General features: G+C 68.7%; 17 protein-coding genes. 14 read left to right on the forward strand and 3 right to left on the reverse strand.

From position 1 onward, the window contains the following. Positions 1-60: 60 nt before the first annotated feature. Both ACWDXS_RS14360 and ACWDXS_RS14365 read left to right on the forward strand, forming a co-directional pair. Entirely contained in the window at positions 61-1,254 is a 1,194-nt protein-coding gene (locus ACWDXS_RS14360; protein WP_449965715.1) for an FAD-dependent monooxygenase, read from the forward strand. Positions 1,255-1,398: 144 nt separating this feature from the next. Continuing rightward, complete coding sequence (locus ACWDXS_RS14365; protein ID WP_378988419.1) at positions 1,399-1,911, forward strand: L,D-transpeptidase; 513 nt, start codon at positions 1,399-1,401, stop codon at positions 1,909-1,911. Positions 1,912-1,960: 49 nt separating this feature from the next. On the opposite strand, the gene ACWDXS_RS14370 is transcribed toward ACWDXS_RS14365, so the two are convergent. Continuing rightward, positions 1,961-2,866 (reverse strand): MerR family transcriptional regulator, encoded by a 906-nt coding sequence (locus tag ACWDXS_RS14370; protein WP_378988422.1) that lies wholly within the window; start codon positions 2,864-2,866, stop codon positions 1,961-1,963. Between the two features lie 70 nt (positions 2,867-2,936). Here ACWDXS_RS14370 and ACWDXS_RS14375 point away from each other — a divergent pair, with 70 nt between their 5' ends. Then, positions 2,937-3,557, forward strand: a complete 621-nt coding sequence (locus ACWDXS_RS14375; protein ID WP_449965720.1) for a maleylpyruvate isomerase family mycothiol-dependent enzyme — start codon at positions 2,937-2,939, stop codon at positions 3,555-3,557. Positions 3,558-3,688: 131 nt separating this feature from the next. Here the strand turns inward: ACWDXS_RS14375 and ACWDXS_RS14380 are convergent, their stop codons facing one another. After that, a complete protein-coding gene (locus ACWDXS_RS14380; protein WP_449965723.1) occupies positions 3,689-5,266 on the reverse strand; it encodes an MFS transporter in 1,578 nt (525 codons plus the stop codon). 177 nt (positions 5,267-5,443) lie between these two features. On the opposite strand from ACWDXS_RS14380, the gene ACWDXS_RS14385 reads away from it, so the two are divergent. The 5 genes from ACWDXS_RS14385 (at position 5,444) to ACWDXS_RS14405 (ending at position 13,900) form a co-directional block, all read left to right on the forward strand. Beyond that, positions 5,444-8,680, forward strand: a complete 3,237-nt coding sequence (locus ACWDXS_RS14385; protein WP_449965726.1) for a BTAD domain-containing putative transcriptional regulator — start codon at positions 5,444-5,446, stop codon at positions 8,678-8,680. Between the two features lie 93 nt (positions 8,681-8,773). Continuing rightward, positions 8,774-8,935: a hypothetical protein gene (locus tag ACWDXS_RS14390; protein ID WP_387443118.1), complete on the forward strand. Its 162-nt coding sequence runs from the start codon at positions 8,774-8,776 to the stop codon at positions 8,933-8,935. Beyond that, positions 8,935-9,447 carry a pyridoxamine 5'-phosphate oxidase family protein gene (locus ACWDXS_RS14395; RefSeq protein ID WP_449965731.1) on the forward strand — a complete coding sequence of 171 codons (513 nt, stop codon included), beginning with the start codon at positions 8,935-8,937 and terminating at the stop codon, positions 9,445-9,447. The genes ACWDXS_RS14390 and ACWDXS_RS14395 overlap by 1 nt, the downstream gene beginning before the upstream one ends. A 2,015-nt stretch (positions 9,448-11,462) precedes the next feature. Continuing rightward, positions 11,463-12,473 (forward strand): alpha/beta hydrolase, encoded by a 1,011-nt coding sequence (locus ACWDXS_RS14400; RefSeq protein ID WP_449966232.1) that lies wholly within the window; start codon positions 11,463-11,465, stop codon positions 12,471-12,473. Further along, on the forward strand, positions 12,470-13,900 hold the full coding sequence (locus ACWDXS_RS14405) for a wax ester/triacylglycerol synthase family O-acyltransferase (protein WP_449965734.1): 1,431 nt from the start codon (positions 12,470-12,472) through the stop codon (positions 13,898-13,900). The genes ACWDXS_RS14400 and ACWDXS_RS14405 overlap by 4 nt, the downstream gene beginning before the upstream one ends. An 84-nt stretch (positions 13,901-13,984) precedes the next feature. Here ACWDXS_RS14405 and ACWDXS_RS14410 read toward each other — a convergent pair whose 3' ends face one another. After that, on the reverse strand, positions 13,985-14,683 hold the full coding sequence (locus ACWDXS_RS14410; protein WP_378995192.1) for a hypothetical protein: 699 nt from the start codon (positions 14,681-14,683) through the stop codon (positions 13,985-13,987). 110 nt (positions 14,684-14,793) lie between these two features. Between ACWDXS_RS14410 and ACWDXS_RS14415 the strand changes: the two genes are divergently transcribed. The 6 genes from ACWDXS_RS14415 (at position 14,794) to ACWDXS_RS14440 (ending at position 20,972) form a co-directional block, all read left to right on the forward strand. Further along, positions 14,794-15,840, forward strand: coding sequence for a FecCD family ABC transporter permease (locus tag ACWDXS_RS14415; RefSeq protein WP_378995194.1), 1,047 nt, complete (start codon positions 14,794-14,796; stop codon positions 15,838-15,840). A gap of 11 nt (positions 15,841-15,851) precedes the next feature. After that, entirely contained in the window at positions 15,852-16,988 is a 1,137-nt protein-coding gene (locus ACWDXS_RS14420; RefSeq protein WP_449966235.1) for a FecCD family ABC transporter permease, read from the forward strand. Then, the gene (locus ACWDXS_RS14425; RefSeq protein WP_387443112.1) at positions 16,985-17,809 is read left to right on the forward strand and encodes an ABC transporter ATP-binding protein; all 825 of its coding nucleotides are present in this window, start codon (positions 16,985-16,987) and stop codon (positions 17,807-17,809) included. The genes ACWDXS_RS14420 and ACWDXS_RS14425 overlap by 4 nt, the downstream gene beginning before the upstream one ends. A gap of 62 nt (positions 17,810-17,871) precedes the next feature. Next, positions 17,872-18,261, forward strand: a complete 390-nt coding sequence (locus ACWDXS_RS14430) for a BlaI/MecI/CopY family transcriptional regulator (RefSeq protein ID WP_279537543.1) — start codon at positions 17,872-17,874, stop codon at positions 18,259-18,261. 64 nt (positions 18,262-18,325) lie between these two features. Beyond that, on the forward strand, positions 18,326-19,264 hold the full coding sequence (locus tag ACWDXS_RS14435) for a M56 family metallopeptidase (protein ID WP_379316511.1): 939 nt from the start codon (positions 18,326-18,328) through the stop codon (positions 19,262-19,264). 256 nt (positions 19,265-19,520) lie between these two features. Next, positions 19,521-20,972, forward strand: a complete 1,452-nt coding sequence (locus tag ACWDXS_RS14440) for a DEAD/DEAH box helicase (RefSeq protein WP_449965741.1) — start codon at positions 19,521-19,523, stop codon at positions 20,970-20,972. Positions 20,973-21,047 lie beyond the last annotated feature (75 nt).

Genomic DNA, 21,047 nt, shown 5'->3' on the forward strand with positions numbered 1-21,047 from the left:
GACCATCGGTCAGGAGCCTACGGTGAAAACTGACCAACGGTCAGTCACTGAGGAGTCGTCATGTCGACCAATTCCCGCATTCTCATCTCCGGCGCCAGCATCGCCGGGCCCACTCTCGCCTACTGGCTCGTCCGCCAGGGGTTCCGTCCCACCGTCGTCGAACAGGCTCCGGCGCTGCGCGCGGGCGGCAACGGCGTCGATCTGCGCGGCGCCGCGGTCGGTATCGCCGAATCCATGGGGGTGCTGCCCACGTTGCGCGACCTCGCCACCGATATCCGGGCGCTCACCTTCGTCGATGCCGAGGGACGACGAGTCGCCGGTATGCCGACCAGCACCTTCGACGAGCCCGGCGATATCGAGGTGATGCGCGGCGACCTCGCCCGCGTTCTCCACGACGCCACCGCGCACGATGTCGACTACCGCTTCGGCGACACCGTCGACACCATCGCCCAGGACGGCGACACGGTCCAGGTGAGTTTCGCCGGTGGCACCAGCGCGGAATTCGACCTGGTCGTCGGCGCCGACGGATTGCATTCGCGCGTGCGCAATCTCGCGGTGCTGAGCGAGGCCGAGGCGGCGCACCCGCTCGGCATCGGCTTCGCGACCGCCACGGTGGATGTGAGCTTCGGCGCGCGGCGAGAGGTGACGCTGCACAATACGGCGGGCCGCGTCGCCGGGGTGTATCGATCCGGCAATCACCGAGACGCGCAAGCGTTCTTCGCGTTCCGCACCTCGCGCGAGTTCGACTTCCCGCGCGACCGGGAATCACAGATCGAGCTGTTGCGCGAGCAATTCGCCACCGCCGGCTGGGAAATCCCCACTCTGCTCGACGCCGCCACCGCCGATCCGACGTTCTATCTCGACGCGATGACACAGATCCGGATGCCGACCTGGTCGCACGGCCGCGTCGGCTTGGTCGGCGATGCCGCCTACTGCGCCACCGCGTTCTCGGGTTCGGGCGCCGCCCTCGCCATCGAAGGCGCGCATCTTCTCGCCACCGCCCTCGCCGAGAGCGACGGCCACACCGCTGCCTTCGCTCGCTACGAACACGCCTTCCGCCCGATCGTCCGCACTCGCCAGCGCTCGGTCGGCACCGGCAGCGCCATGCTCGTCCCCGCCACGAACACCCGGATCTGGCTGCGCAACCAGCTCACCCGGCTGATGGTGTTGCCACCGTTGGCCGCCCGCGTGTTCCGGGCGGACCCTCCCGCGGCGGGCCCGACCGATCCGCTGCGGCGCGTGACGCGCCGGTAGCCCGGCCCTGGGCTTGCTCAACACGATCGTAATACTCCATGATCGCTGTACCTCTATGTTTTCCGAGGCTTGTGTCGATGGTGAAAGCTCATGTTCTGGGCGTACGACGACCAGGGCTGGGCGCGGCGAGAGAGGCAAGATTTCGTGAGTAGTAGTCGTATTCCCCGATGGGCCGTGCAGGCGGTGATGTGCGCGGCGGCGGTCGGGGCCGCGGTCACAGCACCCGTTCAGGCCGAACCACTGTGGCCCGGCGGGCCCGATGTGCCCGGCGTGCCCGCCATCATTCCCGCCCCGCCGCCGGAGCCCGTGGTGGCTCCGTGCAGCGAGAAAGCCCGTGCGTGCCTGCAGTTGTCGACCAACAACGCGTGGTTGATGGACAACGGCAAGGTCACCTTCGGGCCGAGCCCGATGTCCCACGGCCGCCCCGGTTACGAAACGCCGCCCGGAGTCTTCAAGGTGGCCTTCAAGAAGCCGTTCCACTGGAGCACGCTGCACAACGCCCCCATGGAGTACGCGGTCTTCTTCAACGGTGACATCGCCTACCACATCGGACCCACCGAGGAGCAGTCCCACGGCTGCATCCGCCTGACCCCGGAAGGCGCCAAGGCGCACTACGAGTGGCTGGAACCGGGCGACATCGTCGAAGTCGTTCCCTGAGTTCTGCGTCGTGACAAGGGGAGGCCGGTCAGTCGCCGGCCTCCCCTTGTCACGTCACCGACGTGGTCAGGGCGTCGAAGAGCCAGAGTTGGGTGGTGCCGGAGGTGGCGGTTTCGCCGGTGAGAGTTGTTGTGAGGTGCCAGTATCGGCGGACTCGGTGGTCTGCGCCCGCGGCGTCGACGAGGAGTTGGCGGCGGAAGGACGGGGTGTCGTGGCGGTCGCGGGCGGTGGCGTGGATCGCGACGTAATGGTCCAGTTCAGGGCCGGAGTGGGGTGGGTGGCCCGCGGTGACGAGGGGCGCGACCGCGACGCAGGCATCGGCTACGTCGAACAGGAGGCGCCGTTCGTCGCGGATGCCGGGGGTGCTGCGGTGCCGGATGGTGTCGTACACGGCGGTCGCGATATCCGGATTCGAGGCCACGGCAATCAGTTCCGCGTAGGCGAGGAGGTGTTCGGGGTGGGCGCCGGGTGCCAGTTCGGGGACGTTCATGCTCAGGAAACCGTCGATGGCCGCGGCCGGTAGCGGGGTGAGTTGGCGGCGCCAGAACGTGACGAGGACATCGTGGGCCGCGCGCGGATCGACCACGGCGGCAAGCAGATTCAGGCGTTCGTCATGCCGGTCGGGAGCGGCCGATTCGACGGCGCGCAGGAGCGCCCGACGACGATTCAACGCGTCGAGTTCGTCGTCGACGGCGACGCGTTCGGCCGCGATCACCTCGGCGAGCGAGCGAGTGCCGTCGAGCACGTCCTCGATCGCCGCCAGTCCGATGCCGAAGGAGCGCAGCCGGCGTAGCAGCACCAGCCGGTCGACCGCGCCGGGTTCGAACACTCGGTGGCCGGTGGGGGTGCGCGCCGCGTCCAGCAGGCCAGCGTCGCAGTAGTACCGGACCGTTCGCACCGCGACGCCAGTCCTGGTGGCGAGCTCGCCGATCGTCAGATATGTGATGTGAGTCACTTTCGCTGGCACCTCCACCTCGGTGGAACTCCTACGGTACCGAGGACGCCGACGCGAAGGAGAACCGACGATGACCCGACCGGACACGAGGAACGACACGATCTGGCAGGCGGTGGCCGACGAACGCACCACCCTGGTCGAATTGCTGCGCGGCCTGCCCGCATCGGCGTGGGACACCGCGTCCCTGTGCGAGGGGTGGCGGATTCGGGACGTTGTGGCGCACCTGGTGCTGGCCACCCGCGTCACGGTCGCGGCCTTGCTGGTGAACCTGATCCGCGCGCGCGGCAACACCGACCGCCTCATCCATGACACCGCTGTCCGGCACGCCGACCGGACACCGACCGCCGAGTTGCTCGCCGAACTGCGCGCCACGATCGACTCCAGGGCCATCCCGATCGGCACCACACCGGTCGATCGGCTGATGGATCTGCTGGTGCACGGGCAGGACATCGCCGTCCCGCTCGGCATAGACCGGGTGATGCCACCTGCGCCAGCGCAACTCGCACTGGACCGGGTATGGACGATGGGCGCCCCTTTCCACGCGCAGAATCGGCTGGCCGGATACTCGTTGCGAGCCACCGACAGCTCCTGGACCGCGGGCAACGGCGCACCGATCACCGGCACGGCGGCAGAACTACTGATGGTGGTCACCGGCCGCACCTCCCCCGATGAACGAGTCGACCGGCGGTAACCGCCGACGCGCAACTCCGGAATCCCCGACAGATTTCACGTAATACTCTGCAGAGCAGTGGATACAGCGATCCGCAGCACCCGGCGAACTGGGGCTGCGGATCGCTCTCGGTCGATGAGATCGCGCGACCGTCAGACAGCGACGGTGGGTCGCTCGGCGACACCGCCTGCCGCCGAAACCTCCTTTGTCTCCGCATTTTCCGGCACCGAGGTCGCCCCGGCCGGGATCCGGCGCAGCAACGCCACCGCCAGCACCGCACCGGCGGCCGAGAGCACAGCAGCGGTCCACGCGGCGGCGTTCAGTCCGTTGGTGAACGCTTCCCGAGCAGCCAGTACGAGCGAATCGGCGAGGTCGGCGGGCAGCGACTCGGCCGAACTCAGCGCTGCCGGAAGGGTTTCCGAGGCAGCTCCCTCCGCCTCGGACATGTCGGCGCGGTAGATGGCCGCGCCCACGCTACCGAGCAGCGCGACGCCCAATGCCACGCCCAGGTCGCTGGCGGTACTGTTCACGGCCGAGGCCGCGCCTGCCTTCTCCGCCGGGGCCGCACCGATGACCAGGCCCGGGATCAGTGCCATCGCCGGGGCGATGCCCGGGTAGAGGACGTAGAAACCCACGATGAGCAGCGGTAGCCCGGCAACACTATCGACCTGGGTGAGCACCAGGTAGCCGACCGCCGAGACCGCCAGGCCCGCGGCGATGAGAGAGGCGGGACGAATGCGGCGAGCGAGCGCGGGGGTGACGGTGGAAACGATGACCAGGCCGATGGCAGCGGGCAGAATCCACAGCCCCGCCTGCAGCGGCGACTGGGCCGCGACCAACTGCAAGTACTGGGTGAACAGCAGGTATACCCCGCCCAGGGCGACGGCGGCCAGCATGTACACGCCGAGCGACCCACTGAACGTGCGATTCGCGAACAGTCGCACGTCGAGCAGCGGATCGGCCAGGCGCAGCTGCCTGCGGACGAAGACCACCGCGAACACCACACCGGCGAGCAGCGTGAGCAGCGATTCGGCGGCGAATCCGGTCTCGGCCAGCTTCTTCACGCCGTAGACGAACGGCAGCAGCGCGGCCAGCGACAACGCGACACTGATCGGATCGAGTCGACCCGCGCTCGGCGCACGGTATTCGGGAATCAGCACCGGTACCGCGGCAACGACGACCAGCATGACCGGCACACCGATGAGCATCGACGCACCCCACCACAGCGAAGCGAGCATCAGACCACCCAGCAGCGGCCCGAGCGCCACACCCGCCGACACCGACGCGGCCCAGAGACCGATGGCGGTGGCGCGCTGCCTGTCGTCCCGGAACATGGTCGTGATCAGCGACAACGTGGCGGGCATGACGGCAGCCGCACCGAAGCCCATCACCGCTCGGGCGGCGATCAGCAGTTCCGGGCCCGGCGCGAACGCGGCCAGGATCGAGGCGGCGCCGAACAGCACGGCTCCGGCCAGCAGCAGTCGGCGACGGCCGAGCCGGTCACCGAGGGTGCCCATGGTGACGAGGAAACCGGCCATCACGAAACCGTAGATGTCGTTGATCCACAGCAGCTCACCGCTGCTCGGCGACAGATCGGCGGCGATATACGGGGTAGCGAGGAACAACACGGTCATGGTCAGGAACAGCAGGACTGTCGGCAGGAGCAGGACCGCGAGTCCCAGCCATTGGCGGGTACCTGCCCGCTCGGGGACATCGGTGAACTCGGACATCAGGAGTTTCCCTTCGAGGACGATTCGAACTGCGACCGACAGTGCCGGGCCGTGCTGCAGGAACCCTTCGGGTCGACTCCAGACGACCTCGAGCGGTTACGTGAGGCGATGATCGAGGCGCGGCGGGGCTCGCCGTGCGTGGTCGGGTCGGCGGCCGGGCCGTTTAGGGTGGGTGACATGCGTTTCGGAGTGCTCGGTCCCTTGGCGGTCTGGACCGACGAGGGACGATCCGTGCGGGTTCCAGAGCTCAAGGTGCGGGTTCTGCTCGGCGCGCTGCTGGTCGAACCGGGCCGGATCGTGCCCACCGACCGGCTCGTCGAGCATCTGTGGGATACGGCCCTGCCCGCCAACCCCGCTGGTTCGTTGCAGACGCGAGCCTCACAATTGCGCCGGGTTCTCGGCGACGCCGAGGTGGGCGGGCGCGAGCTGCTGGTCTCGCGCTCCCCCGGCTACCTGCTCGAGGTCGCCGACGGCTCGGTGGACTCCCAGACCTTCCAGCATTTGCTCCATCGGGCGCGTGCCACCGACGACACCGCCACTCGGGCAACGCTTCTCACCGAAGCGCTGGCGTTGTGGCGGGGCGAGGTCCTGGCCGACCTCGCCGATCACGAGTTCGCGCGGATCCCGGTGCTGCGGTGGGAGGAACAGCGCCTCACCGCGGTCGAGGAACTCGCGCAGACCCGGATCACCCTCGGGGAGCACGATCAGGTCGCCGACGAACTCGGCGAACTCACCGAGCTCCATCCGCTGCGGGAACGGTTGCGCTCGGCCCACATGCTGGCGCTGTACCGATCGGGACGACACGGCGAAGCCCTGGAAACCTACCGTCGGCTGCGCGAACACCTCGCCGAAGAGCTCGGACTCGATCCCAGTCCCGAGCTCACCGCATTGCATCGTGCTGTGCTGGAACAGGATCCGGCTCTCGGCGCGCCCGCGCGGCCCGCACCCGCGACACCGGTGACACCACGCCGGAACCTGCCCGTCGCGCCCACCTCCCTGATCGGGCGCGCGGACGATCTCGCCGCGGTCGAGGCGCTGGTCACTGCCGAACGACTGGTGACGCTCACCGGGCCGGGCGGTGTCGGCAAGACCCGCCTGGCACTGGCCACCGCGGCCGCGCATCCGGCGCGCGACGGCGTGCTGTTCGTCGAGCTCGCCGGACTGTGCCTGGGCACCGACACCGACAGCGCGCTGACGACGATCACCGAAGTCGTGACGGGCGCCTTCGATGTCCGTGACGATTCGGCCGGTTCGAGCCCGTTCCCCGCGCCCGGCAACGGCACTCAGCTCGACCATCTCGCCGAGGCGGTGCGGGCCAAGCAGGTGCTGCTGGTGCTGGACAACGGCGAGCACGTCGCCGACGCGGCCGCCACGGTGGTGTCACGCCTGCTCGCCGCCGCACCGGAGCTGCGGGTGCTGGTCACCAGTCAGGTGCCACTGAATATCGCGGGCGAGCACATCCGGCCGGTGGCGCCGCTGGCCCTGCCCACCGCACCCGCTGCCGGACCGGGGTCGCGCGAGGTGGAAACCTCACCTGCCGCACAGCTTTTCGTCGAACGGGCCCGCTCGCGCGCGCCCGGCTTCGCCGTCACCGACGACAATGCGGCGGCGATCGCGACGATCGTCACCCATCTCGACGGCTTGCCGCTGGCACTGGAACTGGCGGCGACGCGGGTCCGCGCGCTCGGGGTGCACGTGCTCGCCGAACGGATCGAGGACCGTTTCACACTGTTGTCGTCCGGCTATCGGGACGCACCCGATCGCCAGCGCACCCTGCGCGCGGTGATCGACTGGAGCTGGGAACTGCTCGATGAGCCAGAACGTGCTGTGCTGCGGCGGCTTTCGGCCCACGCCGACGGCGGCACGCTGGAATCGGCCGAAGCCGTCTGCGCCGGTGGCGACATCGCGGTCGCCGAGGTCGCGGAGTTGCTCGCTCGTGTGGTCGAGCGCTCCCTGATCATCACCCCCGCCACCGATACCCGCCCGCGCTACCGGCTGCTGAAGTCGGTCGCCGCCTACGGTGCGGACCGGTTGCGCGACAGCGGCGAGGAACCCGACACACGAGGGCGCCATCTCGCCTACTACCTCGCGTTCGCCGAACTGGCCGACCAGCACCTACGCACCGGTGACCAGCGCCGCTGGCTGTCTCGGCTCGACGCGGAGTCGGCCGACCTGCGACGGGCACTCGAGACCGCCCGTGCCGCGGGCAGGTCCGAGGACGCGCTGCGGTTGGTCAACGCCCTCGCCTGGTACTGGGTGATGCGCGGACGCCTCGCCGAGGGCATCCGGTCACTCGGCATCGCTCTCGCGGTATCCGGCGAGACCGAGCCCGCCACACGCCGGGTTGCCCTGTTGTGGCGCGGCGCTCTCGAGATCGGCGCCGGCCGTACGGTCGATTCTCTGCCGGCCCTCGCTGCGCGACCCACGCCCGCCGAACTGCGTGCCCGCTGGTACCTCGCGCACGTCTACTCCGGATTCGCCGCCCACCAGGGCATGGACGACGCGGCCCACCTGCGAGATGCCTTCGCCGACAACGCCGATGACTGGGGCATCGCGGCGGCCTCGGTGTCGCTGGCGCGCGACGCCTTCGCCCGCGGCGACCTGATCGGCCTGAGCGAGCACGCCGAGCGGAGCCGGGAGCTGTTCGCGAAGGTGGGCGATCGCTGGGGTCAGGCCATCGCCGGATTCCTGCTCGGCAGCCACGCCGAGGTGACCGGCGACCTCGACACCGCCCGTGACCACCACCGCGGCGCGCTGGCCACTGCCGAGGAACTCGGCCTGTGGACCGAAGTCGGCGAGCGGCTCACCTCGCTCGGCCGGATCGCGCTGCTGCGCGGTGAGCTCGACCGCAGCGCCGAACTGCACGAACGGGCCCGTCGGGTGGCGGTCGACCAGGGACACCTCGTCGGGGAAGAATCCGCGGTACTCGGGCTCGGTCTGGTCGCGCGCCGCCGCGGCGACCTGGCGGCGGCGCGCGAGTACCTCGGCACCTGGCTGGACTGGCATCTGCGGGCCGGGTCGCATTTCGGCGCCGCCCTGATCCTCGCCGAACTGGGCTTCACCGCCGAACTCGCCGGTGACGCCGGCGAAGCCGAGCGCCAGCACCTGCGTGGACTCGCCTGCGCCCTGCGCACCGGCGACCCCCGTGCCCACGCACTCGCGCTGGAAGGCCTGGCCGGAGCCCGGTCGCTCGCCGGATCTTCCGCCCACGCCGCGCGGCTACTCGGTGCCGCCGATGCACTGCGTCGGTCCACCGGCGCCCCGCTGCCCGAGGCCGAACGCGGCGATGTCGACCGCATCGAGGCACGCATCCTCGCCGACATCGGAACGAACCAGTTCGCCGACAACCTCGCCGAGGGTGAGCGAGCCGAACCCTCGACCCTGCACCTCGCGCAAGTCCCGAACCTGCCCTGAGCCCACTGCGGACGCTGTCGACCGACCTCGATCGCCCGACCGCCTCGAGTAGGCCCTGAGTCCGGCCGAAGCCCTCCCGGGCACGGTGAATCCATGACTCACACCGTGACCGACAGCCCCGATCCCCCGGTGACCGACCACGTCCGCCGCTACCTCGCCACCGACGGGCGTGCCGGCTTCCTCGACGGCGGCACCACCGACCTCGTCCTCACCACCGTCGGCCGCCGCGCCGGCGTGCGCGTCGAGGAGCGGTAGTGAGCAACCGCACCCGCGCCCGCGTGCACACGTTCGCCGATATCAAACCCGATTTCGACGCCATCGTCGGCGCCGTCAACTACGCGACCATGACCACCGTCGACGCCAAGGGACGCCCACGGTCGCGCGTCCTGATTCCGGTCTGGGAAACCGATACCGACCACCCGGCGGGCTGGCTCGGAACCTATCGCACACCGGTGAAGGCCGCCCATATCGCGGGAAATCCGCATGTGACGTTCTCCTATTGGAGCCCGGCACAGAACACCGTCGCCGTCGACGCGGTCGCCGAATGGACCGATGACCCCGGCGAGCGCGCACACGTGTGGGACCTGTACCGGCACGGCAGTCCTCCCGGCGCCGGCTACGACCCCGGACAGTTCTGGCAGGGTGCCGACGACCGGGCCTTCCAGGTACTTCGCCTCACACCGTGGCGCATCCAGGTGCTGCGGCGACAAGATCTGGTCAGCGGAATTCCGGCACGTCTCTGGCGCGGCCAACTCCAGGGGGATTGACAGATCCGGCGGCGAACGCGGTCGTTCATCGTCGGATCCGACGGGACTGGACGTCTGTACAGGTCACGGCGCGATTCTTCGTGACGGGTACCAATACCCATCGGCACTTCCATCAGGAAGGATCTCTGCCCGAATTGCGCGAATCGGACGATTTCCTTGCCGTAGGAAATGAGCGGAGCTACGTTACCCCCATCACAACAGAGATCTGATTGTGATCCACATCCCGGCCGACGGTACGACCATTTTCCGGCGGGATGCTTACCGATCATGCAAGGAGATTCACCATGGGTTCGCTGACGGAAATAATGATGGCCGCAATTGCGGGACTGGGCTCGATGGTGGAGGGCGACGGCCTTCTCGCGGTCTTCCTCGGCTCGGTCGAGGCCTTCTTCCCGTAAACGCGCCACCCGGCCAACGATAATTTTTTCATCACCCGAGGAGAAGACACATGGGATCCCTGTACGAATTGATGGCGACCGGCGCAGGCAGCTTGAGCGACGCCGTCCTGCCTTTCATTCAGGCGCTGATCACGGTCAGCGGCGGTACGCCGACGCCAGGTAAGTAATACACGGCAACACAGTCGGGGGCGGGCCGTTGACGGTCCGCCCCCGACCCATTCCTACCCACCATCCATGCCCGTGTCAACGCGTCATTTCAATAGCTGATCGACATGATTCACACCGGGTCTGCGTCGGAAAAAAGAGGATGGCCGACATCGGCCTGATCGCCGGACATCCAGCACAGCGGCGAACCACTCGACAACAGACAGCTACGGAACTACGGCCGTTTCACCCGATGCGGCCAGAATCCCTCATCGAAGAACCTCACGCCGCAAGCCACCGGCCCCAGCCGCCCAGCCTCACCGAACCACCGCAGATCAGACTGTCCAGAACCGATATCAACCCCCCTTGACATACTTGTGGCGAACGGGATCGTTCGCGGCCAGATCCCTGTTTACTGTGCCAGACAGTCGCAGTAACTACAGGTCACACGCAGTCCGGACAGAGAACATGGCAACCGCCGAGCAGCTTCCATCAGGAATGAAAAAAATGAACGATTCACGGTGAGTGAAACATCGCCTTGCCACACATCTGCGACGGCGCTACGTTACCGGCATCACATCAGTTACCGATGGTGATAACCACCCGAAGCGAGGGGGCCACCCCAGTTCCGGGGGCTAGACAACAGCGCAAGGAGATACACCATGGGCTCGTTCGATGAGCTGCTACTCGGCGTCCTGGGCGGAATGGCGTCCGCGAACTCGGGCGACCTCCTGCTCGGGACTTTCCTGGGCTCGGTGGAAGCGTTCTTCCCGTAACCCGACAACCCGTCGGCACCGTCGATTCAGCCCAGATGCTGAATTTCCCCATATTCAGGAGTAACACGTGGGATCCTTTTACGAATTGTTCGCGACGGGGATGGCCAGCCTCGGCAACGGCGCGCTGCCGTTCGTCGACGCCCTGATCAGCCTGAGCGGCGGCACGCCCATCGGCGGCGCATAACCACTGGCCGAGCGGGCAATCGCCGTCGATTCCCGACACTTCACAGCCATTTATCCGGCTGTGATCAGACCTTTCACATGAGCAAGGAGTTTTACGATGGGTTCACTGACCGAGATCATGATGGCCGCCATCGCCGGACTGGGTTCCGCGGCCGAAGGCGACGGCCTGCTCGCCGCCTTCCTGGGTTCGGTAGCAGCCTTCTTCCCGTAAACCCGGCCCACATCGGCACTTCGGCTCGTTCACCGAGCCCGATCCACCTCATCACCAGGAGTTAGACATGGGTTCCCTCTACGAACTGATGCAGACCGGCGCCGGCAGCCTCAGCGACGCGGCTCTGCCCTTCATCCAGGCGCTGATCAGCGTGAGCGGTGGCACGCCCACCCCGGGCAAGTAGATCCAGCGCAGGTAGTTCAGCGCGGAAGCGGGGTCGGCCACGGCGTGGCCGGCCCCGCTTCCGCCCCGAGAAGTCAGCAGGCTCGCAACACCATGAAGAACGAAATGCTCCGCGCGATCATGTCGGCCATCTGCGTCTTGGCTGTGGCCTCGACGCCCCTGTTCGTCGACCGCGCGCAGGCTTCGGCCGCGCCCGGCGCGCGCCTGATGAGCCAGACGCAGTCCGGCCAGGTCGCCGACATCAGCGTCTACTCCCCCGCCATGGATCGCACGATCGCCCTGCGGGTGCTCCGGCCGGTCGACACCTCGACCCCGGCACCGACGCTGTATCTGCTGAACGGCGCGGGCGGCGGCGAGGATTCGGCCAACTGGCCCGGTCAGACCGATGCCGGTGGGTTCTTCGCGGACAAACACGTCAACGTCGTCATCCCGATGGAAGGCGCGTTCAGCTACTACACCGACTGGCAGCGACCCGACGCCGGCCTGGCGAAGAACCTCGAGAACAACGGCAACAACATGTGGACGACGTTCCTCACCCGGGAGCTGCCGCCCGTGATCGACGCCGCCTTCGGCACCGACGGCGTCAACTCCCTCGCCGGTATCTCGATGGCGGGAACCTCGGTCCTCGATCTCGCGATCCAGGCGCCCGACCTGTACCGCAGTGTCTCCGCGTACAGCGGGTGCGCGATGACCAGCGATCCGATCGGCCGGGCCTTCGTCTCCCTCGTCGTGCGGATGGGCGGCGGCAACACCGAGAACATGTGGGGTCCCGAGACCGACGCCGCCTGGCGCGAGCACGATCCCTACGTGCAAGCCCATCGTTTGCCGAATATCCCGATCTATATTTCCGCGGGCACCGGGTTGCCGGGACCACACGACACGTTGTCGAATCCGCGCGTGCATATCAACGGAAAGAATCCGACTTCGATTCTCACGAATCAAATGCTCGTCGGCGGCGGTATCGAAGCCGCGACGGCGTATTGCACCGCGAATCTGGCGCAGCGCACCCGAGAGCTCGGCCGCACGAATATCACCTACAACATCCGACCGACCGGTACCCACTCGTGGGGCTATTGGGAGGACGACCTCCACGCCTCCTGGCCGATGATGGCGACAGCCCTGGGCCTATGAGCGCCGAACTCCGGGTGGGCTCCCGGCGACTGAGTCCGCGCGACGCGGTGTTCGTCTACGACGAGACCGACCGGCATCTGTCGAACATCGTCGCGGTCTACTTCGCCGACGCGTCGGGCCACGCCCCGCTGACGATCGCCCAGGTACTGGACTGGGCGCGCGCGAGCATCGGGCACGCGGAACTGTTCCATCGGCGCTTGCGGCGCGTCCCGATGGATCTCGATCTGCCGTACTGGGAGCCCGACCCGACCCTGTCGGTGCGCGACCACGTCACCCTGGACCTCCCCGGTTCGTGGGACGACGCCCGCGCCCGGATCGCCGAGATCACCTCCGCCCGGATGGATCTGACACGACCACCATGGGAGATCCATGTGCTGGACCGCGTCGAGGGCGTACCGGCGATGCCGGGCACGACCACGGTCGTGGCGCTGAAGTTCCACCACAGCGTCGGCGACGGCGTGGCGACCCGGGCGCTCGAGCGGCGGCTGTTCGGCACCGAACCCGCCCCCGCGATCCGGCTCGACGAGGCGCGGCCGCTGACCACCGCGGCACGCACCGCGGGCGCGCTCGCGGCGGCGCCGGTACGCTTCGTCGCCGGTCTGCGCCGTGCGCGGAAGGCGCAGGACGAGCTGCGGGCCCTGATCGATGCGGGTACCGTCCACGATCCGGTCGCCGAGCGCCCGGCCACCCGATTCAACCGGGACATCGGTGCGGAGCTGACCTTTCACCTGTTGCCGATCCCGATGCCGGAGGTGCTCGCCGCGAAAACCGCGGCGCCTTACCGGGTCACGATCAACGACCTGATGCTCACGACGATCTCCGGCGCACTGGCCACCTACCTCGCCGAGCACGACGAAACACCCGACGGCGCGCTGGCCGCCATGGTGCCGATGTCGATGCGCGGTGTCGCCGAATGGGATTCGGCGAATCAGCTCAGCCAGATGATCGTCGACCTGCACACCGATATCGCCGACCCGATCGAGCGGCTGACCGCGATTCAGCAGTCGGCGGGCCGCGCCAAACAGCGCACCGCCGACCCGGTGGTGCAACGCACCGACCGGCGGGTGCAGACCGCGCCCGCGCTGCTGCTGCGCGCCGCCGGATGGGCAAGGGCGCAACGGCGTTTCGACGACGCGGCGACAGTGCCGTTCTGCAACACCACGATCAGCAACGTGCCGCCGGTGACCGACACCCTGGTCTTCTGTGACAGGCCGGTTCGTCGAGCGGTCGGGTCACTGCCCATCCTCGACGGCGACGGCCTGCGTCACCTGATCACCTCGCAGGGTGAGGAGATCGTCATCGCGGTCACGACGAACGCCGCGATGATGCCGGACCCGGAGCACTACGGCGAGTTGATCCTCGCCTCGTTCCGCGCACTGGCCGCCGCCCTGCACGCCCTCGGAAAAGCGGCGCCGACCAGCGCCTGAGCGGCGGCCGCCCGTATCCGCGATCACCGGATTCGCGCGGCGGATACCGACGTGAGATCCTGATGATCAACCGTCCAGATATGACTAGCGCTGCAGGCAGCTGCTGCGGCGCACCGGGAGACCGCGTTCCTCGAAGGCACCGAGCAGGAGCTGGCCACGGCGCGCGCCCGCGGAGACATCGGCGCGTGCCAGATCGGGGACGTAGGTCGCCGCGCCGATGATGGATTCGCCCACGAGGGTCCAGAACCGGCGAGCGGGCAGACCGGAGCAGCGAGTGAGGACCGATTGCAGCGGGATCAGCGACGACGCGCAGCGTTGGGCGAGCCAAACCGCCATGGCGGCTTCACAGGGGAAGGCGACCGCACCCGGCTCGGGATCGCAGTCGACGACGCGAATCGTGGTGTCGGACAAGCCCGCCCAGTCGATGCCACCGTCGTTGTCGTGGTGGATCCACAGGTTGTCGCGGCCCGGATCCCAGGCGTGCGCGTCCATCACGAACAGTGCCGTGACGCGGCCTGCCACGGCGTGGATGAGCGCGGTGGCCACCACTTCGGCGGCGATCTCGTCGTTGATCATCTCCGCGGCGTGCCGTCGGTACATCAGCTCGACGCGGCCCTCGGACAGCCCGTTGGGCACATGCCACCATCGCCGTTTGCCCTGCCCGCTCATCGCCGCGACGGCGTACACGCGCGGATGCTCGGGTTGCAGCGCTTGCAACCTGGCACAGGCGCGGTCGAACGCGGCGGTGGTGCGGGACGTAGCGGTGGTGACGGGCTCGGACATCGAACCTCCTCGAACGTTGGTTCCCGTGACGATGATGTCTCGGAACATAGGTTAGGCTTACCAGACTTCACAAGTCGTGTCCGGTTTCGAGGCAGGAGAAGTTCGTCGCCGTGATCCACCCTGGCACCGTCAGACGTCGTCGTCTGACCGGGCTTCTGCTGCTCGTTGTCTTGCTCACCGTGGCGGTGGTGGCGAGCATTGCCATCGGCACCCGCTCGCTCGCACCCACCACGGTGTTCGACGCCGTCACGCACGCCCTCGGCTGCGTCGGCGGCCCGTTCCACTGCCCGGCCCGCTCCACCGCCGAGGAAATCGTGCGTGAGCTGCGTCTGCCGCGCACCGCATTGGCCCTGTTCGCCGGAGTGGCGTTGGGCGTCGCGGGCGCGCTCATCCAGGGGTATACCCGGAATCCGCTCGCTGATGCCGGATTGTTAGGACTGAATGCGGGCGCCGGTTTTCTCGCGGCGCTGAGCATCTTCCTGTTCGGGTTCACCGCACCCGCGCAATACATCTGGTTCGCCTTCGCCGGGTCGGCGATCGCGGGGGTGATCGTGTTCGGGGTCTCCTCGATCGGCGGGGGCAAGGCGAGTCCACTGAGCCTGATCCTGGCCGGCGCGGCGGTGACCGCCTTCCTCCAGGCGATGACGAACGCGATCATCGTGCTCGACAACGCGGCGCTCGACACCTATCGGTTCTGGGTGGTCGGCAACGTGGCCGGGCGCGAAGCGGAAGTGTTCTGGGAGGTCCTGCCGTTTCTGGTGATCGGCCTCGGCATGGCCATGGCCGCGGCACCCAGCCTGAATCTGCTGAGCCTCGGTGACGATGTCGCCCGCGGACTCGGCGTCGACGTCACCCGGGCGCGGGCCTTCGGCCTGCTCGCGGTGGTGCTGCTCAGCGGCGGGGCGACCGCGGCGATCGGGCCGATCGCGTTTCTGGGGCTGGTGGTTCCACACATGGCCCGGACCATCACCGGACCCGACAACAAGTGGCTGATCCCCTATTCCGGGCTGCTCGGCGGGTTGCTGCTGCTCGTCGCCGACGTCGCCGGGCGGGTGATCGCCCGGCCCGGCGAACTCCAGGTCGGGGTGATGCTGGCCGCCATCGGCGCGCCGTTCTTCATCGCGTTGGTGCGTCGCAAGAAGTTGGTGGCGCTGTGAGTGGGGTCGAGATGGGCAAGGCCGCCGACCGGGTCGCCGCCGAACCCGCGAACGCCGACCGGGCAGTGACCGAGCTGCGCCGGGTGCGACCCGCACTGCGGGTCGGGCCGGTGTCGTTGGTGCTGCGGCCGGTCGTGTTCGGCGTCGTCGTGGCACTGGCGGTCGCGGTGTTCGCACTGTTCTGCCTGGACATCGCCGTCGGTGATACCCCTATCCCCCTGGGACGCGTCCTCGACGTGCTCGGCGGTGGCGGCACCCGATCCCAGCGCTTCATCATCATCGAATCACGATTGCCACGGGCGCTGACAGCCGTGGTCGTCGGAGCCGCGCTCGGATTGTCGGGCGCGCTGATGCAGTCGATCCTGCACAACCCACTGGCCGGGCCGGACGTCCTCGGCATCACCACCGGCGCCAGCGTCGGCGCCGTCGCGGTGCTGGTCGGCAGCGGTGGTGCGACAACCGGACTGGTCGCGACCGTGGGAGCCCCGATCGCCGCGCTGACCGGCGGCCTGATGACCGCGGTCGTCATCTATCTACTGGCCTGGGGCCGCGGAGGCGGCGGCGAACGCGGGGTCACCGGGTTCCGGCTCGTCCTGATCGGCATCGGCGTGAACGCGGTCCTGATGTCGGTGATCAGCTGGCTGCTCACCCGCGCCAGCCTGACCGATGCCGCCCGTGCCCAGCTGTGGCTCACCGGGTCGCTCAACGGAGCCGACATGTCGAGGGTCGTGCCCGCCGTCATCGCGCTGTCCGTCATGACCGTGGTGTCGCTGGTGTCGGCGCGCACGCTGGCCGCGCTGCGCCTCGGCGAGGACTCGACCCGAGTGCTCGGTGTGCGGATCCAGTCGCAACAGGCACTGCTCATCGGCGCGTCGGTCGTGGCGGCTTCGGTGGCGACCGCCGCCGTCGGGCCGGTCGGATTCGTCGCCCTCGCCGCACCGCAGATCGCGAGAATGGCGCTGCGGACCGCGGGTGAGCCCCTGATCGCCTCGGCGCTGACCGGTGCCGCACTGGTCGCGGGGGCCGATGTCATCTCGCGCGCACTCCTGCCCGTCGACCTGCCGGTCGGTATCGTCACCGCCGCGCTCGGCGGACCGTTCCTGCTCTACCTGCTCGTCCGCATGAATCGGAAGGCCACGCTCTCATGACCAGCCCCGCTCATCGCCTCGCCGCCGACGCCGTGTCCCTCGGCTACGGCGAGCGGGTGATCGTCGACGAGCTCAGCCTCGACATCGCGCCCGGCGTGGTCACCACGGTCATCGGCCCCAACGGCTGCGGCAAGTCGACACTGCTGAAATCGCTGGGCAGGCTGCTGCGCCCCAGCGCGGGACAGGTCGTCCTCGACGGCAAGGCCATCTCGTCGATGAAGACCAAGGACGTGGCCAGGGTGATCGGCATGCTGCCGCAGACTCCGGTCGCGCCCGAAGGGCTCACCGTCGCCGATCTGGTCGCGCGGGGGCGTCATCCGCATCAGTCCTGGTTGCGGCAGTGGTCGGCCGACGACGAGACCGAGGTCGCGGCCGCGCTGGCCCAGACCGGTATCGCCGACCTGGCCGACCGGACCCTCGACGAACTCTCCGGCGGCCAGCGCCAGCGCGCCTGGATCTCCATGGCGCTGGCCCAGGGCACCGACATCCTGCTCCTCGACGAGCCGACCACCTACCTCGATCTCGCGCACTCGCTGGAAGTCCTCGACCTCGTCGACCGCCTGCACGCCGAGTTCGGGCGCACGGTGGTGATGGTGCTGCACGATCTCAACCTCGCCATCCGCTACAGCGACGAGCTCGTGGTGATGCGCGCGGGCGCGATCGTGGCGCGAGGCAAACCGGCCGACATCGTCACTGCCGAACTGCTCGCCGAGGTCTTCGGGCTCGAGGCCACCGTCCTGACAGATCCGGTCTCGGGGCGGCCGATGATCGTCCCGATCGGCACCCGGCACGTGCACGGCGCGGTCGGGTATGACGAATGACACACAGCAAACACCCCGTTACGACAATCTGTAGTACGCATGTTTGTCGTTGAGGCCGTAAAATCGGTGGGATGGCAGGTCTCGGCGAACTCGAAAAAGCGGTCATGGACCAGTTGTGGTCGGCCGATGAGCCACTGACGGTGCGGCAGGTCCACGAAGCGCTGGCCGCGCGGCGCGAGCTCGCGTACACCACGGTGATGACGGTGCTCCAACGACTGGCGAAGAAGGACCTGGTGGTTCAGCGACGCGACGATCGCGCGCATCGATACGCACCGGTTCACAGCCGCGACGAACTGGTCGCGAGCCTGATGGTCGACGCCTTGCAACAGGCCGACGCCGCAGGTAGTCGCGCCGCGGCGCTGGTGCACTTCGTGGAGCAAGTGGGCAAAGACGAAGCGGATGCGCTGCGCGAGGCACTCGCCAAGCTCGAATCCGACGAAAACAGCGGCTAGACTCCCTGGCGGCTCTCACAATGGAGTGAGCGCCCCTGGCCCCACAACGCAGTGAGCAGAGTCGATGAACGCAACCGCGGCAGTCTTTGCTGGTCTCGCCTTGCTTCTCGCAGGGCCGGTACCAGCGCTGCTCAGTCGCGCTACCTGGGTGCACCGCAGCCCGCGCGCGGCGCTGGTGTTGTGGCAGGCGATCGCGCTGGCCGCCGTGCTCAGCGCCTTCGGATCGGGGCTGGCCATCGCCAGCCTGCTGCTCGTGCCCGGCCCTGACGGTCGGCCCACCACCTCGCCCACCCAGGAGATCGACGCGCTCGGTCTGCCGCTGTGGACGCTGTATGTGCTGGTCTTCGCTCTGACCCTGATGGTCGGCGCCCGGCTGATGTTCTCGATCGTGCGCGTCGGCGTGCACACCCGGCGCCGCCGCTCCCGTCATCGCATGCTGGTCGACCTGCTCGATCAGAGCGGTCCGGTGCGCCGCGCCGCCGACATCCGCGTGCTGGCCGCCACCGAACCCATCGCCTACTGCCTGCCGGGCCTTCGCCAGCGGGTGGTGATCAGCGAAGGCACGCTGACCAGCCTCGACGACTCCGAGGTCACCGCCATCGTGAGCCACGAACGCTCACACCTGCGCGCACGCCACGATCTGGTGCTCGAGGCGTTCACCGCCGTGCACGAGGCTTTTCCCCGGGTTGTCCGCAGCAAGGCCGCGCTCGGCCAGGTGAAACTGCTGATCGAACTACTCGCCGACGACTCCGCGGTGAAGGTCACCGGGCCCAAGCCGCTGGCCCGCGCCCTGATCGCCTGCGCCAAATCCACCGCACCGCAGGGCGCGCTCGCCGCGGGCGGACCGAGCACCCTGATCCGCATCCAGCGGCTCGCGAGCACCACTGGAGACGTGAGAGTCGCCACCGCCGCCTACCTCGGCTCGGCCGCGATTCTGGTCGTGCCGACACTGGCTGTCGCGGTGCCGTGGCTGCAGGAGCTCAACCGGCTCTTCCGCGGCTGACCTGGCGATCCGCCGCTGGTTCTCCCCCCGTGCGGCCTAGGTGCCGACCGCACCACCGCTCCCTGCTGCGCAGCGGCACAGACCTTGCCACAACCACTTCGCTGACCAGCCTGTTTACCCAACCGAGCCCGAACACGCCTATCCTGGGAGACCGGTCCTTCCTGCTGGGCCGCACCCCGCTCACGCCGAGGCGCGTATTCGGGTAATCGGCGCCGATCATCGTTCGGCGCGATTCGCAGCCCAACGAAAGGCCACCTTGACCAACTCTGCCGTGCCCAACGAACCGACCTTCGCCGAACTCGGCCTGCCCGTCGAACTGGTGCAGACCCTGCGCAACGCGGGCATCGACAAGCCCTTCCCCATCCAGGCCGCCACGATCGGCGACGCCCTGTCCGGGCGTGACGTGCTGGGTCGCGGCCCGACCGGCTCGGGCAAGACCCTCGCCTTCGGCCTGCCGATGCTGACCCGCCTGGCCGAGGGCTCGCAGTCCAAGCCCGGTCGCCCGCGCGGCCTGGTACTGGTACCGACTCGCGAACTGGCTACTCAGATCGAGAAGGCCCTGGAAGACGCCGCCCGCTCGTTGGGCCTGCGCGTGGCCTCCGTCGTCGGTGGCGCACCGATCAAGCGTCAGGCCGACCGCCTCGCCCGCGGTGTCGACCTGCTCATCGCGACCCCCGGTCGCCTCGACGACCTGATCAAGCAGCGCGCCGCCGACCTGTCGGACGTGACGATCACCGCGCTCGACGAGGCCGACCACATGGCCGACATGGGCTTTTTGCCCCAGGTCACCCGCCTGCTCGACCGCACCCCGAAACAGGGTCAGCGCCTGCTGTTCTCGGCCACCCTCGACGGTGACGTGGACAAGCTGGTCAAGCGCTACATGCACAACCCGGTGACCCACTCGACCGCGCCCGCCGAGGCCTCGGTGAGCACCATGACCCACCACCTGCTCTACGTGCGCGACAAGAACATCAAGCGCACCGTGGCCACCGAGATCGCCGCGCGTGAGGGCCTGACCATCATGTTCGTGCGTACCAAGCACGGCGCCGACCGCCTCGCCAAGCAGCTGCGCGGCGCCGGCGTCGACGCGGGCTCGCTGCACGGCGGCAAGGCACAGAACAACCGTGTGCGCACCCTGGCGGCCTTCGCCGACGGGTCGGTGCCGGTGCTGGTCACCACCGACGTCGCCGCGCGCGGTATCCACATCGACGGTGTCTCGCTGGTCGTGCACTTCGACCCGCCCGCCGAGCACAAGGCCTACCTGCACCGTGCCGGGCGCACCGCGCGCGCCGGGGAGGACGGTGTCGTGGTCACCCTCGTCACCGACGAGGAGCGCAAGGACGTCGCCGCGATGACCCGCAAGGCGGGCGTGCGCACCGACGGTGTCGACGTGCGCCCCGGCGACCGGAACCTGGTGGAGATCACCGGCGCTCGCAAGCCCAGTGGGATCGCACTGGCCGCGCCGGTCGCCCCCGCGCAGCCGACCCGCTCGGCGAACGGGGGCGGGCGTACTCGTCGTCCGCGCACCGGTGGCGCTCCGGCCGCCGAACCGGGCCGTGGCGGCGCGCCGCGCCGTGAACGTCCGGCGCACGAGCCGCGCACGCGCTCCGGTGGACACGCCCGCACGGGCGACACGCCGACGAATTCTCGTCGTCGCGCCGCGCGTCCGGCCGCTCCCGCCGCGCACCGCAACCGCACGGCAAACTGAATCAACGCGTGGCCGAACCGATTACGGTTCGGCCACGCGTCTGTTTCCGGGTACCCGAACCCCGCGACTCTCGTT

Source organism: Nocardia sp. NPDC003183 (genome assembly GCF_053590715.1).